Raw genomic sequence first — 20183 nt, 5'->3', positions numbered from 1 at the left:
TTATATAAATTTTATTTCCGAATTGTTCGCCATTATAGCCACTGCTTTAAAATCTTCTATTATTTTTAAGCTGTGATTATTCGCTGCCGGGATGATAAAAACGGATCCCTTTTTCAAGTTATGATTACTATTGCCCATTTTCAACAGAGCTTGTCCTTCCTGTACTACAATTACAGCTTCTTTAGTGCTATGGTGCTCGGGCATTTGCGTTCCCGCTAGCCCATTAATTTGTAATGTCTTGAACGAGTCACCAAATTTCAGAGGTGTCACTTCGGGTTTATTAATTAATTCCATGATGTTTTAATTAGTATTTTTGATTATAAATTTATTCTACCATCTCTTTATCTTGGTAGGAAAACGTTAGGGAATCTTTTTACAACTAAGCGCTTAAGTTTATATAAAAGTAATCAATTTAATAATTATGACAAAATTGTCCGAAATAGAATTTTAGCACTTCTTCAAAAATAACAAGAACTTTTTCAGAACTAATCCAATAATTAAATAGAACAGGCAGTTTTTGTAGCTAAAACAGCATCTCAACCTTAATAAGAAATCCTAATAAATTATAGGTTTGGCGTATAGAAGTCCTTCCAGATAGGTCTCCGGATTTTCAACAAGTTCTTCGTATATCTTAATTATTCTATCGTTTGCGTCTAATATTTTTTAAGTCTAAAAGTTTGATACCAAAAACAAAAAGGCAAACCACCTTAACGATTTCCATACCCACATAATAAAAATGGAGATAGGAAGATGCCAATTCTTGTCCTTGAATTATAAGTTCTGCCCGGGCATCCAAGGCTGGCAAAACCCAAATGCTTTGAAAAATTAATAGTAAGAGAGGAATGAAATAGAATAAATTTTTCAGTGAAAAAAATCTTGCTTTGGCAAAAATTAAATTTGCAAGCACTGCAAAAGCAAGTACCCATTCTACTTTGTTAAGGGCATCAAACACCAAACGACCAATACCTAAACCTAGAGATAGGGTTACGCCAGGTGCTCGGAATTTTAACCAAGCTTCCATAAAACTGATGGCACCTACAAAACCTAACCAAAGGAAGACGGATGCCAATGCCACAGGATATTTTACAATTGCAGTCATATCAAAGGTTTTGAACCGGAGTTTCTGTAATGATCTATTTTATGTTGGAACATTTCCGCCATTTTATTTGCGCGCCACCTGGCTTCATCTGCTTTTCTCCCTTCAAAATGTTCATTGACTGTTTCAAAAAATAATTCCAGCCAACGATCAAAATGCTGTTTGGTCAATGGTAATGTTGCATGCGGTGCAAAAGGACTTCCGTAATAAGTATGTTCTTCTAATAATACGGTTTGCCAAAAAGTATACATTTTTTCCAAATGTTCTGGCCAACGATCCTGAATTACCTTGTTGAAAATTGGAGCCAAAAGGGTATCTACGCGAACTTTTCCGTAGAAAGAATCTACAAGAGTTTTAATGTCATCTAAATTTATAATTTTGTTTTCCATACCTAAAAGAATGATTTATAAAGATCTGGGCTCCAGTACATAATCAAATAGAATAATCCAAACGCGAAAAACGAAATCAACAATGCCCAAACCCAAGCAGGAACCGCTTTTGGCGTTTCAGATCCTCGGATTACGAAAAAGTCTTTTGTTTCACTTCCATAGGCATTTATGGTAATTGGGACTTGGCTATCGACCGTTTCATTTTCCTTTAGGCCGACCACTGTAATTTCTGGTCCATTGCGCACTACAAATGGGATTTCTCGTATTCCCTCTATATTATTTGAGGATTTGGCTACAATTTTAAGGCTATGCTTACCTTCGGGTATTTTTGTTGTGTCCAAAACGATTTTAACCGGAGGTGCAAATGACGCAAAGGGTTTGAGATCATTATCCAAAAAAACTTTTATGATTCTATTGTCTTCCATAATTTAAAATCCTTCATTTTTAACAATGTTCTTTATGTGACCGGGATTATTTTCCTTAGGACTTATAAGATATTTAAGACTAAAGAAAAGCGTAGCTCCAACAATGATAACCGCACTCCAAATAATAATATAATCTAGCGTTCCCGATGGTCCGGCACCATGAGTAACATTTTGCAGTACTTCTGGTTGATTCTTTTTACAAACCTCACAAGCTATTACCACTTGTTGACCTAATAGAAATAAAAAGGTGAAAACAATTACTATCTTTTTCATGATTTATTGGTTTAGTTCAGTTGCAATAAATTCTCTTATTTTTTTTACATCCTCTTCGGTTACCTCAGGGGCATTGTTGCCCCAGCTGCTTCTTTCGTGAGTAGTTATGGCTGCAATTTCAGCATCAGAAAGTTGATCTCCAAAAGGTGGCATAACTCCATAATCGGTTCGAGCGTCATATCCTTGTATCACAATCCTAATTAGTTGTTCAGAGTTTTCATCATTAACAATGTCGCTCCCTACCAATGAAGGAAATGCACCTATGACTCCTTTCCCAGTTTCTTGATGACAAGCGGCACAAGCTTGTGAAAACAGTTTGGCACCATCTAACTTACCTGATTGATTGCCATCACTCATTCCCTCCGTCTGAATTTTTTCCAAAGCTGGAATAAAATCACCAAAGTTACCACTAGGTAATTCTGTTTGTTGAAGAGATTTTAAATAGTCCACTAATTGTAGCGCTTCTTCCGAAGCTATGATTTTTTTACCAGGTTTATTCAAAAACTCTTTAGGAACTGCCACTATCTTATCATCCTTTTGTAGTGATACACTATCCACTTCTTCAAACAACCATGGATAAGACGGCATCACAGATTCTGAAACGACAGCTCTTGGATTGTACAAATGGAGCAAATGCCAATCTTCACTCGGTTGCCGTTCACCAATACTGGTAAGGTCGGGTCCGGTACGTTCACTCCCTAATACTGACGGGGATTGCCTCCATAGATCCAAACGTTTTTTACTGTAAAAATAATCAGATGGGATAGAAGGCCTATCACCCCACACATTATCCATTGCAATGTTACGCACTTGTTGGGTGTGGCAGGCCATACAATTTTCCGTAACATAAACATGAAGTCCTTTTCTTTCGTTGTCTGTTAAAGGCTTTTCATTAGGTATCGGTTCGGTCTCTTGCATTTGAAAAGCCGGAAGTATGGCAACCACAATGCTCAAAGCGATAAATACAGCACCCGCAGTAAGTACCAAATTTTTATGATCTTTGTGAAAATTAAACATTTTATAAAATTTATTGAGCGGTTATTTCTTCTACATTTTTTGTTTGTGTTGAGGGTTTTACCCTTCTATAGTCTTTCACCATATAATAAAAATTATAAGCAAACACTAGATGGGAAGCCAACATAAGCGAACCGCCAATGGCACGCCAAACCCAATATGGTTTCATTAATATTACCGATTCTATAAATGGTTCTCCTTCTATCCAACTCAAGCCTTTATAAGTTCCTCCAGCCATGAGAGAAACCATGTAGGCAAAAAGACCTATAAAAGCTAGCCAAAAATGGGCTCCAACAAATACTTGTGAGGGTTCCTTGCCTGTTAGTTTTGGTAATATGGCATAAATGGAAGCCCATAGAAAAAATGCAATAATTCCGTACATGGTCATATGAGAGTGAGCAACATTAAAATCGGTAAAGTGCCAAACATAGTTTGTAAAACGAAAAGCCTGCAAACTTCCTTGTGTAGAACCCACAAAATAAAATATTGTTCCTACAAGAAAAAACGGTAGTACATAACTTTTAGTAATATGATTCCAACTCCCCTTCATGGTCATTAAAAAGTTGGTTGTACCGGCCACAACAGGTATAAACATCCCAGCACTAAATACAATTGCAACGGTTTGCAACCACCATGGTAAGGGACTAAATACAAAGTGGTGTGTCCCGATCATGGTATAAAAGAACATTTGTGTCCAAAATGCCAAAACACCCAAAGAATAGGAATAAATAGGTTTGTTCAACGCAGAAGGAAGGAAATAATAAACCAAACCCAAAGTAAATGTCATAAACCACATCCCTACCCCTTGATGCATATAATATCCCTGTATCACGGTTTCACCTAAGCCATTTTGGTAAAAAGGTAGATATCCAATGATAGCCAAGACAATGGTCCAAATCAAGGAAGCGAGTATAAACCAATTAGATATATATATTTCTGAAATTTTACGTGTGGCAACAGTTTTATAAAAATTAATAAACGTAATAACCAATCCGATTGCAAACAGTAACATTACCGGCCAAATATATTCCCTATACTCTCCCCCACCGTTATTGATACCTGCCATTAGGCATAAACTACCAAGTATTACAGTAGCATTAATAAGCCCCCAAGCGTACCACGCCCATTTATAGTTATAGATTTTGACATTGGAGGTACGAGCAATTACAAAATACCCAAGGCCTATCATTGCCAAAGATGACCATCCCCAAAATACCATATTGGTATGTACAGGGCGCAACCGCCCAAAACTAAGCCATGACTGAGAGTCCATTTCAGGCCAAAGAAATTTCATTCCCAAATACTGGCCAACCAAAGTGCCCAAAACCAACCACAAAGTAGCGGCCCCAATGTAGTAGATAACTATTTTCTTTAATTCTTCGGGCGTTTCTAAACTGAGGGATGTTTTCTTCTTTTCATCAAAAAAAGCATTATCTGGATCATTATCAATACGTTGTAATAATCCTTTTTCATCACTTACTTCATCATCACCAGCTAATTCATTCCCTGTTAGTTTGTATTTAAGGGCAGATTTCCGTCTTTCCAAGATGGCATCGATCTCCCCTTCTTCCATTGCCACGAGATCATCGTCAAATGCTATGCGGTTTTTATCTATTTGCTTACGCTTTATTGTATCTACATAACCATTCAATTTTACAAACAATATAACGATCGCTATAACTAGAACAATCGCAATTAATGTGAAAGTTCCTATAATTCCGGGACTGGAAAGCCAATTATCTGTTGTGATTTTCTCCTGAGCACTTAATACATTTGGGATAATTATTAATAACCAGAAGAACCTTATCATACATTTTTTCATAAATATGGTTTTATTACCTTTTTATCTTTTATTTGCTTAATTTTTTTACCGTTTTAAAAATGTCAAACCTACTTCCAACCCGGTTGCTAGTTCATATAAACTAGTTTTTGTAAGCATATTTTTAAGCTCGTCTCTAATATCAACAAATTTATCGTGTAGTGGGCAAGGTATTTTGGAATTACATTCATTAAATCCCAAGGCACAACCTTCGTAAACAGAGTTTCCGTCAATGGCAAAAACAATCTCACTTAACATAAGCGTATCAATCTTAACTTTAGGTATTTCAAATCCACCTGATGGTCCTTTGTTAGATTTTAGCACATCACTTTTGGCAAGTTGATGTAATATTTTTGCAGTAAAAGCTACAGGAGAATTAATTTCTTCTGCAATTTCCTTTAAGCTTACCCTCCTATTCTGCAAAGATTGCAGTGCAATATAGGTAGAAGCCTTTATTCCATATTCACAAGCTTTCGAAAACATTAAAATTTATTTAAAATGTGCACAAATATAAAACTTTTTTAAATTCGGACAAAAATATCAGAATCTATTAATATAGTTTAAACTAAATGTATCAAATAGTCCTAACATGCTATGGAAAAACAAGAAGAGAATTAGTTAAAAAAGAACACACTGTAATTAATACTCTAATTGAATTCTATATTTTTAATGAAGTTTTTTCTGAAAATTTGTGCTTCTCTAAACTTTCAGTCTTATTGAGAAAAATAAATTTGTTCTTAGACTAGCTTCACAGTTTGAAATTAAATAATTTGCTATCAATCATAAAGTGCTATTTTTGGACACTTCTAAATGTAAGTATTAAGTCTATAGAATGTGATGATATTTTTTTAATTATGTTATCTAAACTGTTTTAAATAAAAGACTTCTACTAAAATTGATGCCAAAAAAGTGAAACTGAAACGAAGGCGAAAATTAATAACATATCTAAATATTTTAGATCAACCAATTAGATTTAATCCGTTCGTATTAGTCGGACTTTTTTATTATGGGCTCTTCTAGGACTTCTCGGTGGGCTTATCGCTGGGGTATATTGGATTATTCTTGAGTATTTGACGCATAAAATTGCTGTTTTTGAGGGTTGGGAAGTTATACCCGTTATGTCTATTTGTGGGCTTTTAGCTGGGTTAATAATTCATTTTATTGGTGACCCAGGAGAAATTCATTTGATTGTTGATAACATTAAATTCAATAAAGGAAAACTTGACCCCAAGAATAATCCCTCTATGATCTTGTCATCCTTATTATGTGTTGCTTCCGGAGGCAGTCTTGGACCTGAAGCACCATTGGTACAGGTAACAGGTTCAACAGGTACCTGGCTTGGTAAAGTATTTAGACTAAAAGGAGAAGAATTGAGGTCTTTAAGTATTGCTGGGATGGCTTCTGGATTTACGGCTTTATTTGGTGCTCCTTTAGGAGGAAGTTTATTTTCATTAGAAATTTTGCATCATAAACATGCGCTAGAATATTACAAAGCAATCATTCCTGCCTTAGTTGCAAGTAGCTTTAGCTATGTCATTTTTGCTTTAATCGTACATCTTGGACTCGGTGCCACTTGGGCTCTTCCAACTTATGAATATTCTGGTGTTTTTGATTTTGGAATAGCAATTATTTTTGCGATTGCCGCTACCGCTATTGGATGGGGATTTATTTATTGTGTGAAGTTTTTCAAATTCCTATTTGAAAGACGCCCCATCCCAATATATATTAAAACTCTAATTGGTGGAATTTTACTTGGAATTATATCTTATTATCTCCCAATCACCAGATATTTTGGTCATCATGAAATAAATGAACTTTTATCAAATGAACTTAATATAAACCTTCTACTACTAATTTTATTTTTTAAAATAGTAGCAATCTCAATTACAGTAACTTCTGGATGGAGAGGTGGTTTTATTATTCCATTATTTTTTGTAGGTGCTAGTCTTGGGTTAATTATTCATCAAATATTTCCTCAGACAAATTTATCCTTGGCAGTAATCACTTGCATGGCTGCAATAAATGCCTGTGTTACGCGAACTCCCATGAGCACTACGATCTTGCTCGCAACTCTTACAGGGTTCACCTATTTCATACCCATATTATTCGCAAGCCTAACAGGATACTTTTTAGCACCAAAAATTCCTTTTATAAGTTCACAAATGGGAAAATCAAACTTTTGAACGTATTACAAATTAGAAGAGTGTTTGAAATTGATTTGATGTGTGCGAAAAATTTTAACAAATCAGAGCATTCCACGAGCTGCATTACAGATCAGATTTGACCTATATTTTTTTTCGATAGTGTAATCGGGGGGGGGGGCACTTAATGTACATATTTTCTTAATAGCCCCATATCTACCATAACTAACTTGCGCGTGGATCCTGTGCTGTTTTTATAGCGTACGGGAAGTTAAGCGTTAAATAAAAACAGCATAGGGCGCATTCTACATATCTCGATTGGGTTACAGTAAAAAATTACCATTTTACAGGGGTTACGGAGGCATTTACTGTAAATTTAGTAAAATTTGCGTCAAGCTTAATTGTCATGACAAAGCTTACTGTTTAGCTGCCATCCACTGGTTATAATCATCTTTAACTTCAGGATTTTCAGAAAAATATTGCTGATAACCATCATTCTCTGATTCCAAGATTATTCTATACATTTCAAACTTTTCTTTCTCTGCTGTTTTTGTTGTATATCCAAAATAACCCAACAGTACTAATACTATTATTCCCAGAGTCGCGAACAAAATCAACAGGTAATTCGGAATTAACCTGGCATGCTTTAGCTTCTTCTCTATCTCTTTGAGAACTTCATCTTTTAACCGGTTTTGTTCTTCCTGTTTCTCCAAGAAAATGTTCAGGTTCTTTTCGAGTGCTTCTGTTGTAATCGGAATACTTATTTTTAAGAGTTGTTTTGAAAGCAGTTCGAGTTCCAAAATTGCTACTTTAAAGTCGGCCATCTCATCGGCCATGAGTTCCATAATTTCGTCTAGCTTTTTCATTCCTTTAATTTTTTAAAATCCTATTCCAGTATCCAAGCTTCTCTTTATTACTTGTTTCACTAAGCTTTTAGCTATACTTGCTGCCATATTAGTGCTGACTTGAACTGTTTTATCCATCAATTTTAAACTGCTGGGTACTTCTTTCATTCTTGTGTATGCTGAGTTTCTAGTGATTTCTCCAATGAGTTTACCTCCAGTCATAGATCTGTGAACATCACTTCCTTTTAAGTTGATCCCTTTATATTCAAACCGGAAGCCCTTGCAACTGATTTGATTTGTTGATACTTGGAATTACTGTTACTTTGTGTTCCTTCATTTTATTAATATATTCATCTAGTGATTTCGGCCTGGATTCCAATACCCGGTCATGGATCTGTTTAATTGCCAATCGCTGGGGTTGTAGTTCCTGTAATTTTTCTTGTTGCACTTCTCTAACTCTTGTTAGACCTAATTCTTTTGCTACATTATCTGCAGCTAACTGACTACGTTTTCCAATAAAACTGTCATTGTAAGCCTTTCCATCAAAACCGATTCGGTTGGTATAGATATGCACGTGGGTATGTTCTTTATCTCGGTGAACAAACCCAATGGATTGGTTGTTTTGTAAATTCATCTCCTTTAAAAACTTTTTAGAAATTTCTTCCAAGTCTTTTACGCTTAAGTCTTTTCCATCTTCAATAGTGGGACTTAGAATAAAACTTAGTGTATTATTGATACATCGCTCATTTTGCGACTGGATGATTTTAAACTCTTCTGTGATTTCTTGGGGAGTATCCCCAGCCAAGTATTCCTTTAGGACAACTTCGGCATCCTTTTCCTGATTCCATCCATAATCTATAGAGGCTCCTGTTCTTGCTATGGAATGTCCCTTGCCAATCATTTACTGAAATTTTTAAGGTGATTTCTTATTTCTTCGGCTAACTGTTTTACTTCTTTGGCAAGTTTTGGATTGCCCTTTTTAAACATATTGCTGATTCGGCTGAAGTTGTTTTTGTATCGTACAAGTAGCTGATAACATTCTAACTGCTCTTGGGTAATCCTTTCTACTATATTTTTCTGAAAAGCCGTGGATCGCAAATATTCTGATAGGGAAATTCCTGCTTTGGCCGCTCTGTTTTTGAGTAGCTTCTTCTCGTAGATCGAGCAGCGTATCTGGATGTATTCCCTTTTCATTTTTTCTTTTCCCTTTTTAAAAAATACTTTGCAACCTCCGGGAGCAAAGCAAGATTGTCATGACAATGACACATCTTGCTTTGCTATCCCAAATGAAATCTCCCTTGTGGCTTTTACATTTCTAATTGTATTTCAGATTTCACTTTTTTTATCCTTTTGACTGATATCAACATTTCATTGAGATCTTTATAGCCTTTAAATAATTTGCTTTTATCTTTTACGTTTGCATAGTGACTTATTAAGTCTTTCGAATATTTCATTCCCGCTGAATCATTATCCAAATACAGATCAACTTCCTTATAATTTTCAAACAAATAGGAAACTTGTTCTAGAAAAGAAAGCGAGTTTAAAACAATCACATCTGAATTTGTAACTTCATCAGAATATAATTCAGCCATCGATAACAGGTCAAACATACCTTCTAAAATTATCAGATGATCTGAATTGTTGTTCAAATAGGTATATGCTTTTGGGGAAATAGATGTTTTAAAGAATTTATTCCGAAGTTCCCATCCGTTCAAATGGTTTTTAAGTCCCAAGGCAAAGTAGTTTCTTCCCTTAAAGCTGTACTCAATTTCGTTACAGTAAAATTGCGCTATTGGTAATCTAATCTTCCTGGAACTCATATATTGAATCAATGCCTGATGTTGTATTGGTTTCACTTCGATAACTTCAATTTTTGGCGCGTTTTCCTTTTTTAAAATTGGCTGCTGAAAAGAAAAAAGATTCTTTTCGTTGCTTAGAAGCTCCAGGGCTTGTTTAACCGAACACTTTTTCATTGCCACAATCAAATCCAGCCCGTTTCCGCCCTTTCCTGTTCCATGGTCATACCATCTGTTCAAAATCAAAGAAACCTTGAAAGAGGCCTGCGTTTCTGACCGAAGGGGACTCAGAAACCAGGCTTCTTTCTCCGTTGTCCTGTTTGGAAAGTGCCCAAATCTGGCCAGCGTTTTTACGATGGATAGATTTCGGGCTCTTTCGCAGGTTATTCTTCTTAAGTTCATTTCTCTTTGCTTTAATTATTTATTTACTTGATTTAAATTATTTATTAGAAAATCCTATTTATTTTTTTTTCAACAGCATTTTTTTTATCTAGAAATGTGCTTCTTTGATGGTGCACCTATTTTCATCTTTTTTTGTCATCATTTTTTTTTGATGACAGTTTGATGACAAAACGATGACAGCCTTAAGCCTTATTATTACTGGTCTAAAATGATTCTGTCATCGTTTCATCAAAAAAAGAGAGAATTTGTAAAGTGTTTACCAGAAAAATCAACTTCATTTTGATGAAACGATGACAACCTCTGAAACCCCTTCTGAAACCAAGGGTTTCCCTGTCATCGTTTTGTCATCAATTCATCATTTCTCTTTTTATTTCTATAATTCCGTCTTAATCTTGATCTTCAAAATTCTCTAAGAGGAAAATTTTATTTGTAGTGAAATAGCGTCCTTTAGCATCTGAAAGATTCGTACTGCCATCTGACCAAAGCGTGAACTTTTGGTAGCGGTTGGAGTTGGCTATATTTTCAAGTTTCCAGTCTTTCTTTAGAATTTTCCGTATCTGGGTCAAATCTGTTCTGATTCTTGTTTTGCTCAAAGCATTTAATATATCCATCGGGCAGAATTTAATTTCTTCGAGATCATGATCCTCCATTACCATAAGTAGAATACTGGCTAGTTCTTTCTCTACCCTGTTTCGGTTATTCTGAACCAGTTTAGTCAGGGCGGGGGTTTCAATTTGTTTGGGTGTGAACCACATGCGCGTTTGATGCGGACTATGTAGCGATCTATTCTGAAGTAAATATAAAAACGCGGGAATTTCCTTTTCCAATGCCTCTAAAAAACCAGTAATTTCCTTTTTAACCGTAGGAATTTTTAAAACCCAGAACCGGGTTTCGTGATGATCTATTTTTATAAAGTTTTCCTCGTTGTTACTGCAAAGTATAAATTTGCCAAAAAATTCTACTTCCCTTCTGTCTATTCCTTTCTTTTCGAGTTTATTATAATTGGTCGTGCTTAAATACTTGATCCGCTCGGTGAGCTCTTCTTTATTGAACAAGACTTCATCGATACAAATCAGTAACTTATTTGCCCAATCGGAATTGAACTGGCTGCTGAAACTTTCATTGGTGAGATAGGTCAGATTATTTTCAAAGATCTGTTTTAGCCATTTTAAAAATGTGCTTTTACCTGTGGATCGTTCCCGGGATACAAGACAAAGAATGGGAAGTATTTGGATTGGTTTTGTATATAAGAGTTGCAAGTAATCAAGGCCTAGTTCAAAGTGATCCCCGAAAATATGTTGTACAAAATCGAGAGATATTGGACAATCACTATTCAAGACTTTATGACTCAGCGGAGAGTACGTATTGTAGAAGTTATTATAGGTAGATTGGAAATTTAAATGATCTGGGATACAAGTAAAGCCATCAAATTTCGGAATACTTGCCAAAAATGTTTTTCCGTGATCCTGCCTAATAGTTTCAACATTCCAGGATACCAATATTTCATTTATCTGTCCAGCAATTGTTGGTGCTTCAACTATTTTATAATAACTGACCCCTACTCTTATGTATGTGCTTTCAATTTTCATCTGAATCTGGAATGTCATCAGCTTAAAACAGTTCTTTTAAATCAAATTTAAAAATTATGAGATAAAAAATGTACTGACAAATCATCGATTAAAGATAATTAAAATCAATATTAATTGAATAATATTGATTAAACATTTAGTTTGGTTGAGAATAGTGCAATTTGATATAAAAAAAGTTAATTCATAACGTTTGAGAATATTAGATGTTGCTAAATGATCGATTTTGAATTTTTGATAATTTTGAAAAAGAAGAAAAAACAGCAGAAAGTGAAATTTGTTTTAAGCTTGCCTAAGTGAAATTACTTTTCAAATCAGGAAATTAATTCACTTCTGAAGAAAAAGTTTTTTAAATGCTTGATAAAAAATTGGATGCAGCTAATTGAAAAATATGATCGAAGACTATGATTTTATTGATTTTTCATAAACGATGATATGAAAAGATATCATTTAGAATCAAAATAAATCGATTTATGATAATGGTAGAATGTTGTACCTATTAGAAACAAGAAAGGCTCCACATTTCTGTGAAGCCTTGTCTTTCCTAGTAGCGGGAACTGGACTCGAACCAGTGACCTTCGGGTTATGAGCCCGACGAGCTACCTACTGCTCTATCCCGCGATATATCGTGATTTCAAAATGTCAAATTTTTCGATTTTTCAGCTCTTCATATTCCTTCTATGCTGCGCTATCGGATGGCAAATATACAACGCTTTTCTACTTCTGCAAAGGTTTTTTAAAAAAATTATTCAGCAATCCAACTTATCGCTTTTAGCCTGTTCTCGATCGTAAAGCTCTTCACATCTGCTTCCATAAGCAAGTCTTTGATTTCCATCATATTCTGAAACCAATCGAGATTGGTTACGACGGCGATCTTATTAAATTTTGCCGAATTCTTGAATTTAAAAGTCACATCTTTAAAGAAAGCCGGCATAGAAACATGCAATCCATCCTCTATTTCAACGTATAAATTGATCTTTTCATCAAAATTTACTTGCTCCAAGATTAATTGATGTACCTGTTCCATGATCTCTGAGGTGAGATCTTCTTTTATTAAAATTCCAGCAACGTTATCTGCAAACTCAAAAGTTGAGATCATTTTAATTGATTTAAAAATTAATTAGTCAGAAATCCACTGTATGGCTTCGAGACGATCTTTTATTTCGAATGAACGAATTTCGGTATGAACCATAAAATCATTTATATTCATCACTCCCCTTAACCAGGAAAGATCCGTAACTATCGCTAATTTATCTATGTTATTAGAATTGTCATGTCTGAAACTCAATTCTTCCATAAGGCACTTAAAAGCGACATTTTTGTCCTGAGCGATTTCACAAAAAATATTGATTTTTCCGGATTCAGAAATTCTTTTTAAAATAATTTTATGAACCTCTTCAAGGTTTCCCTTTTCAATATCCCTATTTATTATAAGCCCTACAACATTATTTCCAAGTTCGAAAGTGGAGATCATAATAGAAAATGAATAAATATTACTAATAATTATAAATTTAACTATTTAATTGAATATTCATTAATATTTGGTAATTTTTAACTATTGCTCTATATCATTTGCTTCAAAGGCATGTAATTCATTATTTTCAAAAACAACTTGTATCTCAATAGGGTTGCAACATATTTCACAATCTTCCACATAAGTTTGCTGAGCTACAGAAGTATCTAATAACATGGTTATGCTCTCCCAGCAATACGGACATTGAAATTCGTGCTCTAGCATATAAAAATATTTTAATTAAAAGTTATAAAATCATTGTCGTCCGACAAAAGATATAAGATCGCTGCGCTGCTAGATTTAAGACGTAAGACCTAACTAATTGAAAACTAACATCTTAATATGTATAGATTTTTCAAAAAGGAAAAAATAATTCTGTGTTCCAATAGCAAGCTCCTAAACATTGAAAACAGTCTCAATCCGCATTACTTCTAGCCTCACCGAAATCCTGATTTTTTTTATCGGACAATATTATTATAAAATCAAGAAACTCGGGGTAAGCCCGCCCGAAATACGGACAGGTCCACGAGCTAAGGATTTAGAAAATAATTTTAAAATTTCGAGGCATCCCAGAAGCTATTTAGACGAGTAATTAAACCCAATGATGGATTAAAATTCTAAATTTAAAAGCTGCCCGGTTAATTGTAATACCTGAAGCTCAGCAAATTTAGCATCATATTTAGCTAAGTTCTTATTTGTTTTTGCATTGAGCAAATTAATTTGAGCCTGACGGAATTCTATAGAAGATATTTGCCCAAGTTTGAATTGCTCTTGAGATCTATTAAAATTATCTTCATTTGTTAATACGTTCTTCTCCTGGACTTCATAAATATATCGCTTGTTTTGGTAATTCCCCCAAGAGTTTGCTATATCCCGCTGCACCTCTAAAATTACCTGCTCTTTTAAATACTGCTGATTCTCTAGCCTAATTTCAGCGTTTTTAATATTGGTAATCGTTCTTCCTCCGTCAAAAAGACTCCAGCTTAAATTTAATCCTGCCGAGTATCCATCTGTAGTATTTGTTTGCACAAAAGACGTAGATGGAAGATTGCTATTGTTCCAACCATAAGAACCCGTAAGGCCCAGGCTAGGAAGATATCCTGACTTACTAACCTTGATGTCGTAATCTGATATTAACAGGTTACTCTCTGCTTGCAAAAGGCTAACGTTATTCAAATTCGCAGTCTTTATAAAATCTTCCAGCTCAAGTTCAGACAAAAAATTAATTGTAGTATCAATAGCTACATCTCTAAGTTCCGTTTCCGGTTCATTTAGTATCACAAGCAGGTCTCTTTTGGTGTTTTCCAGCTGCTGTTGTGTGTTTAATAATGCAATGCTATCATTATTTACATCTACTTCAGCATTCAATATTCCCAATCTTGAAGTTTGCCCGTAATCAAATTGGTATTGTGCTCTTGTAATTCGCTGTTTGGATATATCTAAGGTTTCATTTAAAACAGTCACATTCTCTGTTAATCTAGCCACTTCAAAATAAACACTGAGCAATTGTAAAATGGTATTCTCAATGGTTTCCCTTGCCTCCAGTTCGGTTAACTTGTATTGCTCTTTCAACTGCTTATAATTGTAAAGTCTTCCCAGACCGTCAAATAAGGTATAATTTAAATTAAGGGAAGCATTATAGCGTTTAGTCTCGGCACCATTTAAAATTCGAGGCTCCCCATCTTGAAATTGGGCTTCAATATTTTCATTACTATAATTAGCTCCTGCGTTTGCACTTAAACTAGGTAGATATCCGGAATTTAAAATACCCTGGTTATTATCGGCTATTTCAATTAAATTTTGAGATCGTTGAATCCCATAATTACTTTTCAAAGTTTTTGTGATCGCTTCATCTTTGGTAAGCACTGTGGTTTGCCCAAAACTTCTTCCGCAGAGAATGATCAAAAAGAATAATAGAGAATTATTAATGTGCTTCATGAACTTCTTTTTCTTTTTGTTCTTTAATAGCTCTTTCAACTTGTTCATTATCAACTTTTTTACCAGTAGCCAACCAAATACTACCCACTTTGATATTATTACTTATGGAAATAAATAAGGGTAGTAAAAGCAATGTAAGTACAGTTGCAATTCCAATTCCGTAAGCAATAGAAATTGCCATAGGTTTTAAGAACTGTGCTTGCCTGCTCTTTTCGAAAATTAAGGGAGCTAATCCTGCAATAGTAGTTATTGAAGTTAAAAATATGGCTCGAAATCTAGAACGTCCGGCTTCATAAAGCGCCTTTTCAAACTTCATTCCTTCTACCAAAAAGCTGTTGAATTTACCAATAAAGACCAAGCCATCGTTCACCATGATCCCGATGAGAGCTATAATACCCAAAGCCGAAAGCACGTTTATTGGAAAACCGTGTATCCAGTGTCCCCATGCTATTCCAATTATACTAAAAGGGATCATAAGCATCAATAATAAAGGCTGACTGTAACTTCTGAAAGTAAATGCAATAGTTGCATAAATAAGAAATAATACAATTGGTAGTACTTTATTTGCAGAACTACTTAGTTTACCAGCTTCCCGATTCTGTCCTTCATAAGAAACAGATAAAGATGGGTATTGTGCAAGAAGGTCTGGCATTATGTTATCCTGAATATCCTGCAAAATATCTGTAGCAGACCCGTTGGGATCTTCCATATCGGCACTTACACGAATCTCTCTTTTCCCATCTAAGTGACTTATAGATTCGGTTCCTCGAACAATTTCATAAGTCGCTATTTCCCTGAATGGAACACGATTTCCAGAAGGAGTAATCAATCTATAGTCATCTAACTGGGTGATAGACGATCTTGCTTCCAGATCGTAGCGAACCCAAACCTTAATTTCATCTTGCCCACGTTGGAAACGCTGTGCTTGAGCACCAAAGAATGCGTTTCTAATCTGCCTCATCACATTGTTAAGATCTAATCCCAATGCGTACGCGTTATCCTTCAGTTTAATATCTATTTCCTTTATACCTTTTGGATCGCTATCTGTAACATCCTTCAGCAAGGAGTTATTTTCTAAGATGATTTTAAGCTCTTCCTTAGCGGCTTCCAATTCAGAAATATTATTTCCAAGTAATGATACCGAAACCGGACTTCCACCAAAATTTCCTCCAGAACCAAACGTGAGACTTTCCACACCAAACACCGGCCCAACTTCCTCTCTAATTGAGTTGGTAATTTCTGGTGATCCAAAATCACGCTCTTCTCCTGGCAATAGATTTACTTGTAAAGAAGCCTTATTATTTCCAGGTCCAACTCTCTTTATTATATTTTCTACCACCTGTTTCTTACCAGTTTGCTTTTCAGAATAATCCTTATTTACTCTCCATGCAGCCGCTTCTACCATACTGATTATAGAATCTGTTTTAGCAGGATTAGTTCCCTCTGCCATTAAAAGATCTATAGAAACTTGATCACTGGCAATACTTGGAAATAGGGTAACCCTTATCCAACCACCACCAATGGCTCCTATTGTAAGAATAAGGAATACCAATAAAACAGAAAAACTTAATACCTGTTGGTGTAAAACAAATTTTAGAACAGGACTATAGATCCTATCTCTTAAATAAGTCATTATTTTATCACCAGTTCTATTGAATCCCCTTAGCTTATCAAAAACTTTGGCCATTCCCTTTTTCTCCTCGGTTCCGTTTTCTGGATCTCTTTTTAAAGCCTTGGAATGTGCAATATGAGCAGGCAAAATAATTAAAGCTTCCACCAAGGAAACCGCTAAGGTTAATATAACTACCGTTGAGACCTCTGCGAAATACTCTCCAATCCTGCTATCCAGAAATAAGAAAGTACCAAAGGCAAGGATAGTAGTTAAAATTGCTGAAATAATTGGAGGCACTACCTCCATTGTTCCATCTATAGCAGCTTTTACGGGAGATTTACCCATTTCGTAATGCTGGTAGATGTTTTCTGAAATAACTATTCCATCATCCACTAAAATCCCGATCACTATGATCATTCCAAATAGAGACAACACATTTATGGTAACTCCAAATTGTTGAGCAAAAATGAACATTCCTAAAAATGCCACCGGCAATCCAAAAGCTACCCAAAAAGCTAATCTGGTATTTAGAAAAAAGGACAAAAAGAAGAGCACTAATAAAATCCCTATAAAGCCATTTTCTAATAACAGCATGGTTCGCTGATCCAGAGTAATTGAGGAATCACTTACTACATCTAGCCTAACATTGGTATTCTTCTCATTAAAATCTTCAACATATTCACGAACATTCTCTGCAGTAGACACTAGATCTTCGCTGTTCGTATTGCTTATTTGGATATTTACTGAATTGTTTCCGTTAAAATAGGAAGCATTAGGTGTTTCAGAAAAACGATCCCTGATTTCTGCGATATCACCCAAACGAACTGTTTGTCCAGAAGGACTAGCTCTTACCACAAGATCGTTTAATGCATCTCCGTAATAAGAACGATTATTAGCTCGTATTAGATAATCCTCTGCATTGGTCTTTATAGTTCCTCCTGTAGTAAGTATGTTAGCATTGGCGACAGTTGCGGCCACTTCTTCAAAAGAAAGATTATAAGCCAAAAGATCATCCTGACTTACCGCAATTTCTATTTCTTCCTGAGGAAATCCTGAAATAGTAATTTGAGAAATTCCGTCTATCGCCCGAAGATCATTTTCTATTTGCTGACTAATCTCTTTCAAAGTTGCGAGAGGAATATTTTCTCCACTAACGGCAAAACTGATAGTTGACCTTACTTGTTCTTGTTTTGCAACTACCAAAGGCTCCATTCCAGTGGGGAAATTCGGCACTCTATCTACTGCATTTTTAACTTCGGCTAGAAGTGCATCAATGTTTTCCCCTTTTTCAATTTCTACAGTGATAGATCCACCACTTTCTCTGGCAGTAGAGGTTACTCGGTCTATCCCTACCAAGCCTTTTAAATTATCTTCTATCTTAAGGATAATTCCTTCTTCTATCTCTTCTGGAGAAGACCCTGGATAAGCAACATTTATAGTTATGATCCTAGAGTCTACCAAAGGAAAAAAGGAAGACTTCATATTAAATACCCCAATCAATCCAAAGATGACGAAAGCGAAGATCAAAACATTTACCGCAACCTCATACTTTATAAAATAACTAATTATCTTTCTCACAATTAGTTGGTTTTTACTAGACTAGAATTATCACTTATTTCCACTGGCATACCTACAAAGGCTCCAGGAACCGGAGCTGAGATTAGTTTCGCACCATTCTCCAAGCCTGTGATTACAACAGATTCAGATGAAAAATGTACGGCATCTATCTCTGTTAATTGCAGCGTATTGTTTTCTACAACATACACTTTATCTTGATCTACCAACAGATTTCTAGCTATGGATAGCGCATTTTCTACGTTTCTTGCTTCCAAATTAGCTTCCAGATACATTCCCTCTTTAACTTTAGCATCTTTGATCTTTATAAAGACCTGTACTGTTTGAGAGTTCGCATCTATCTTGCTGTTTACCCTGCTTACTTCGCCCTGAAACTGCTGAGTTCCTTCAAGATTTTTAAGAGCAACTTTCTCACCTACTTGCAAAAGATCACTAAAGGATTTTCTTACCGCAACTTCTAATTCATATTCTGAAGGATCTATGAATTCTCCTAGTTTTTGACCAGGTCTTACCAAAGATCCCTCTGTAACGATTGCTTCTGTAAGCACTCCATTATAGGGTGCTACAATTGTAAATTTATTAAGTCTGGATTCTTGATTCTTGATATTATAATACCCAGAAACGATCCCTCGTCCTGAAATAAAATAATTCTCTTGATCTGAAGAAGATTCTGGAAGTGGAGCTAAACTTTTATTAACATCAAAGTTATTTAAATAAGTTTCCCATTTTGGATAGACATCTGGATAATCTAGCCGAAGATCTGGCATTACTGCAGCGATCTTATTATACAACTCACTTTTGGAAGCCCGCACATTAGCCGCATATTCTGCAGCATCAATTCTTAAGAGCACTTGTCCTCGCGAGTATTCTTGACCAGGTCTAAAAGGTTTGGAACTACTTCTAAAGATGCCCTCTACTTCAGAAAAAAGGGAGGTTCTTTGTAAAGCAGTAACAGTACCATTTGCAGGAATCACAATAGGAACCGTCCCATTGCTAACCGTTTGCACATAAACAGTTTTAATTACTTTTTTAGCAGGAGGTCTCTCTTTAGTATTGCTTTCTATAATTGCTTTGGCAACAAAAATGGCAACTATAACAAGAACAACTCCTAGGATGGAAAGGATTATTTTACGCATTATTGACTTTTAATTACACCTTAGACTGGTAAAAGTATAAAGCGTTTAATTAACAATCCTTTTAATTATCATAAAAGTCGAAATCCTCTAATGCACCACTAATATTTTTAATTGTCAATCGAGTATTTCCCCTTCGCTCAATGCAGGCTAAAATCGAAATGTTTTTTTGACCCTTCGACTTTAGTTTGTCATGAGTGATAGCTAAAGTGCTACCATTGACGTAATTCCAAGAATCTGGAACACACTCCCTCTGGTCTGTAAAGATCTGTTTAATTTTTAAGATTGTTCATTTTTTTGCGTGTCCAAAAAAACGAACCAAAAAAAGGACACTTTTTTGTAGGTGTTTCCAATTATGCTACCGCATAATTAGAACCGTACTTCCACGGCTAAATTTTCTCCAAGGCTTCGAAAATTTTACGCCGTGGAACTACTACACTTGCAAAAAAGAATTTCTTAAGAAGATAAACCTACTAGGAACAATCATATGTCAAAACCTCCGATAGATAATTTTTTATTACGGGTCTCAGGCAGACAAAATAAATCAAGAACCTCGTGGGCCCGCCCGAACAGTACGGGCGGGCCCACGAGGTATGTCCCGATGGTTCGGGAGGAAAATACTTTTA

General features: G+C 35.3%; 21 protein-coding genes and 1 tRNA gene. 1 reads left to right on the top strand and 21 read right to left on the bottom strand.

The window, feature by feature from the left end:
* From ES724_RS04670 to ES724_RS04630, 8 genes are all read right to left on the bottom strand, one after another.
* Nucleotides 1–294 (bottom strand): cupin domain-containing protein, encoded by a 294-nt coding sequence (locus ES724_RS04670; protein ID WP_146930226.1) that lies wholly within the window; start codon nucleotides 292–294, stop codon nucleotides 1–3.
* 346 nt (nucleotides 295–640) lie between these two features.
* Complete coding sequence (locus ES724_RS04660; protein ID WP_146930224.1) at nucleotides 641–1099, bottom strand: hypothetical protein; 459 nt, start codon at nucleotides 1097–1099, stop codon at nucleotides 641–643.
* Nucleotides 1096–1485, bottom strand: coding sequence for a group III truncated hemoglobin (locus ES724_RS04655; RefSeq protein WP_146930221.1), 390 nt, complete (start codon nucleotides 1483–1485; stop codon nucleotides 1096–1098). Before ES724_RS04655 ends, ES724_RS04660 begins: the two co-directional genes overlap by 4 nt.
* 2 nt (nucleotides 1486–1487) lie before the next feature.
* Nucleotides 1488–1910 carry a cytochrome C gene (locus ES724_RS04650; protein ID WP_146930218.1) on the bottom strand — a complete coding sequence of 141 codons (423 nt, stop codon included), beginning with the start codon at nucleotides 1908–1910 and terminating at the stop codon, nucleotides 1488–1490.
* Between the two features lie 3 nt (nucleotides 1911–1913).
* A complete protein-coding gene (locus ES724_RS04645; protein WP_146930215.1) occupies nucleotides 1914–2183 on the bottom strand; it encodes a hypothetical protein in 270 nt (89 codons plus the stop codon).
* 3 nt (nucleotides 2184–2186) lie between these two features.
* Nucleotides 2187–3200 (bottom strand): cytochrome c, encoded by a 1014-nt coding sequence (locus ES724_RS04640; protein ID WP_146930212.1) that lies wholly within the window; start codon nucleotides 3198–3200, stop codon nucleotides 2187–2189.
* Between the two features lie 10 nt (nucleotides 3201–3210).
* Nucleotides 3211–5019: a cbb3-type cytochrome c oxidase subunit I gene (locus tag ES724_RS04635; RefSeq protein ID WP_146930209.1), complete on the bottom strand. Its 1809-nt coding sequence runs from the start codon at nucleotides 5017–5019 to the stop codon at nucleotides 3211–3213.
* Nucleotides 5020–5064: 45 nt separating this feature from the next.
* Nucleotides 5065–5499 carry an RrF2 family transcriptional regulator gene (locus tag ES724_RS04630; protein ID WP_146930206.1) on the bottom strand — a complete coding sequence of 145 codons (435 nt, stop codon included), beginning with the start codon at nucleotides 5497–5499 and terminating at the stop codon, nucleotides 5065–5067.
* A 587-nt stretch (nucleotides 5500–6086) separates the two neighbouring features.
* On the opposite strand from ES724_RS04630, the gene ES724_RS04625 reads away from it, so the two are divergent.
* Nucleotides 6087–7199: a chloride channel protein gene (locus ES724_RS04625; RefSeq protein ID WP_246136822.1), complete on the top strand. Its 1113-nt coding sequence runs from the start codon at nucleotides 6087–6089 to the stop codon at nucleotides 7197–7199.
* Between the two features lie 374 nt (nucleotides 7200–7573).
* On the opposite strand, the gene ES724_RS04620 is transcribed toward ES724_RS04625, so the two are convergent.
* The 13 genes from ES724_RS04620 to ES724_RS04565 all read right to left on the bottom strand — a co-directional run bounded on the left by ES724_RS04620 (nucleotide 7574) and on the right by ES724_RS04565 (nucleotide 19560).
* A complete protein-coding gene (locus ES724_RS04620) occupies nucleotides 7574–8023 on the bottom strand; it encodes a DUF6730 family protein (RefSeq protein ID WP_146930203.1) in 450 nt (149 codons plus the stop codon).
* A gap of 12 nt (nucleotides 8024–8035) precedes the next feature.
* Nucleotides 8036–8224, bottom strand: a complete 189-nt coding sequence (locus ES724_RS16685; protein WP_246136821.1) for a hypothetical protein — start codon at nucleotides 8222–8224, stop codon at nucleotides 8036–8038.
* Between the two features lie 43 nt (nucleotides 8225–8267).
* Nucleotides 8268–8903 carry a relaxase/mobilization nuclease domain-containing protein gene (locus ES724_RS04615; RefSeq protein ID WP_246136820.1) on the bottom strand — a complete coding sequence of 212 codons (636 nt, stop codon included), beginning with the start codon at nucleotides 8901–8903 and terminating at the stop codon, nucleotides 8268–8270.
* Complete coding sequence (mbpA, locus tag ES724_RS04610) at nucleotides 8900–9196, bottom strand: mobilization protein MbpA (protein WP_146930200.1); 297 nt, start codon at nucleotides 9194–9196, stop codon at nucleotides 8900–8902. Before mbpA ends, ES724_RS04615 begins: the two co-directional genes overlap by 4 nt.
* Before the next feature lie 113 nt (nucleotides 9197–9309).
* Nucleotides 9310–10200 carry a toprim domain-containing protein gene (locus tag ES724_RS04605; RefSeq protein WP_146930198.1) on the bottom strand — a complete coding sequence of 297 codons (891 nt, stop codon included), beginning with the start codon at nucleotides 10198–10200 and terminating at the stop codon, nucleotides 9310–9312.
* A gap of 386 nt (nucleotides 10201–10586) precedes the next feature.
* Entirely contained in the window at nucleotides 10587–11807 is a 1221-nt protein-coding gene (locus ES724_RS04600) for a primase-helicase family protein (RefSeq protein WP_246136819.1), read from the bottom strand.
* A 527-nt stretch (nucleotides 11808–12334) separates the two neighbouring features.
* Nucleotides 12335–12407 (bottom strand) — tRNA-Met (locus ES724_RS04595).
* Nucleotides 12408–12531: 124 nt separating this feature from the next.
* Nucleotides 12532–12885: a SpoIIAA family protein gene (locus ES724_RS04590; protein ID WP_146930192.1), complete on the bottom strand. Its 354-nt coding sequence runs from the start codon at nucleotides 12883–12885 to the stop codon at nucleotides 12532–12534.
* A 21-nt stretch (nucleotides 12886–12906) separates the two neighbouring features.
* Nucleotides 12907–13260 (bottom strand): SpoIIAA family protein, encoded by a 354-nt coding sequence (locus ES724_RS04585; protein ID WP_146930189.1) that lies wholly within the window; start codon nucleotides 13258–13260, stop codon nucleotides 12907–12909.
* 81 nt (nucleotides 13261–13341) lie between these two features.
* Entirely contained in the window at nucleotides 13342–13524 is a 183-nt protein-coding gene (locus tag ES724_RS04580) for a CPXCG motif-containing cysteine-rich protein (RefSeq protein WP_146930187.1), read from the bottom strand.
* A gap of 384 nt (nucleotides 13525–13908) precedes the next feature.
* Complete coding sequence (locus ES724_RS04575; protein ID WP_146930630.1) at nucleotides 13909–15237, bottom strand: TolC family protein; 1329 nt, start codon at nucleotides 15235–15237, stop codon at nucleotides 13909–13911.
* The gene (locus ES724_RS04570) at nucleotides 15224–18427 is read right to left on the bottom strand and encodes an efflux RND transporter permease subunit (RefSeq protein WP_146930184.1); all 3204 of its coding nucleotides are present in this window, start codon (nucleotides 18425–18427) and stop codon (nucleotides 15224–15226) included. Before ES724_RS04570 ends, ES724_RS04575 begins: the two co-directional genes overlap by 14 nt.
* Nucleotides 18428–18429: 2 nt before the next feature.
* Nucleotides 18430–19560 (bottom strand): efflux RND transporter periplasmic adaptor subunit, encoded by a 1131-nt coding sequence (locus tag ES724_RS04565; RefSeq protein ID WP_146930181.1) that lies wholly within the window; start codon nucleotides 19558–19560, stop codon nucleotides 18430–18432.
* Nucleotides 19561–20183: the final 623 nt, after the last annotated feature.

Source organism: Gillisia hiemivivida (genome assembly GCF_007997295.1).
In the GTDB taxonomy this organism is placed as follows: Bacteria; Bacteroidota; Bacteroidia; order Flavobacteriales; family Flavobacteriaceae; genus Gillisia; species Gillisia hiemivivida.
The sequence above is the reverse complement of the archived record's forward strand: the minus strand, read 5'-3'. Positions and strand labels throughout refer to the sequence as shown.

What these genes read in the sequence shown, in the direction of transcription:
- ES724_RS04670 (WP_146930226.1), bottom strand. Translation starts at nt 294, where the DNA reads ATGGAATTAATTAATAAACCCGAAGTGACACCTCTGAAATTTGGTGAC.
- ES724_RS04660 (WP_146930224.1), bottom strand. Translation starts at nt 1,099, where the DNA reads ATGACTGCAATTGTAAAATATCCTGTGGCATTGGCATCCGTCTTCCTT.
- ES724_RS04655 (WP_146930221.1), bottom strand. Translation starts at nt 1,485, where the DNA reads ATGGAAAACAAAATTATAAATTTAGATGACATTAAAACTCTTGTAGAT.
- ES724_RS04650 (WP_146930218.1), bottom strand. Translation starts at nt 1,910, where the DNA reads ATGGAAGACAATAGAATCATAAAAGTTTTTTTGGATAATGATCTCAAA.
- ES724_RS04645 (WP_146930215.1), bottom strand. Translation starts at nt 2,183, where the DNA reads ATGAAAAAGATAGTAATTGTTTTCACCTTTTTATTTCTATTAGGTCAA.
- ES724_RS04640 (WP_146930212.1), bottom strand. Translation starts at nt 3,200, where the DNA reads ATGTTTAATTTTCACAAAGATCATAAAAATTTGGTACTTACTGCGGGT.
- ES724_RS04635 (WP_146930209.1), bottom strand. Translation starts at nt 5,019, where the DNA reads ATGAAAAAATGTATGATAAGGTTCTTCTGGTTATTAATAATTATCCCA.
- ES724_RS04630 (WP_146930206.1), bottom strand. Translation starts at nt 5,499, where the DNA reads ATGTTTTCGAAAGCTTGTGAATATGGAATAAAGGCTTCTACCTATATT.
- ES724_RS04620 (WP_146930203.1), bottom strand. Translation starts at nt 8,023, where the DNA reads ATGAAAAAGCTAGACGAAATTATGGAACTCATGGCCGATGAGATGGCC.
- ES724_RS16685 (WP_246136821.1), bottom strand. Translation starts at nt 8,224, where the DNA reads ATGACTGGAGGTAAACTCATTGGAGAAATCACTAGAAACTCAGCATAC.
- ES724_RS04615 (WP_246136820.1), bottom strand. Translation starts at nt 8,903, where the DNA reads ATGATTGGCAAGGGACATTCCATAGCAAGAACAGGAGCCTCTATAGAT.
- mbpA (WP_146930200.1), bottom strand. Translation starts at nt 9,196, where the DNA reads ATGAAAAGGGAATACATCCAGATACGCTGCTCGATCTACGAGAAGAAG.
- ES724_RS04605 (WP_146930198.1), bottom strand. Translation starts at nt 10,200, where the DNA reads ATGAACTTAAGAAGAATAACCTGCGAAAGAGCCCGAAATCTATCCATC.
- ES724_RS04600 (WP_246136819.1), bottom strand. Translation starts at nt 11,807, where the DNA reads ATGACATTCCAGATTCAGATGAAAATTGAAAGCACATACATAAGAGTA.
- ES724_RS04590 (WP_146930192.1), bottom strand. Translation starts at nt 12,885, where the DNA reads ATGATCTCAACTTTTGAGTTTGCAGATAACGTTGCTGGAATTTTAATA.
- ES724_RS04585 (WP_146930189.1), bottom strand. Translation starts at nt 13,260, where the DNA reads ATGATCTCCACTTTCGAACTTGGAAATAATGTTGTAGGGCTTATAATA.
- ES724_RS04580 (WP_146930187.1), bottom strand. Translation starts at nt 13,524, where the DNA reads ATGCTAGAGCACGAATTTCAATGTCCGTATTGCTGGGAGAGCATAACC.
- ES724_RS04575 (WP_146930630.1), bottom strand. Translation starts at nt 15,237, where the DNA reads ATGAAGCACATTAATAATTCTCTATTATTCTTTTTGATCATTCTCTGC.
- ES724_RS04565 (WP_146930181.1), bottom strand. Translation starts at nt 19,560, where the DNA reads ATGCGTAAAATAATCCTTTCCATCCTAGGAGTTGTTCTTGTTATAGTT.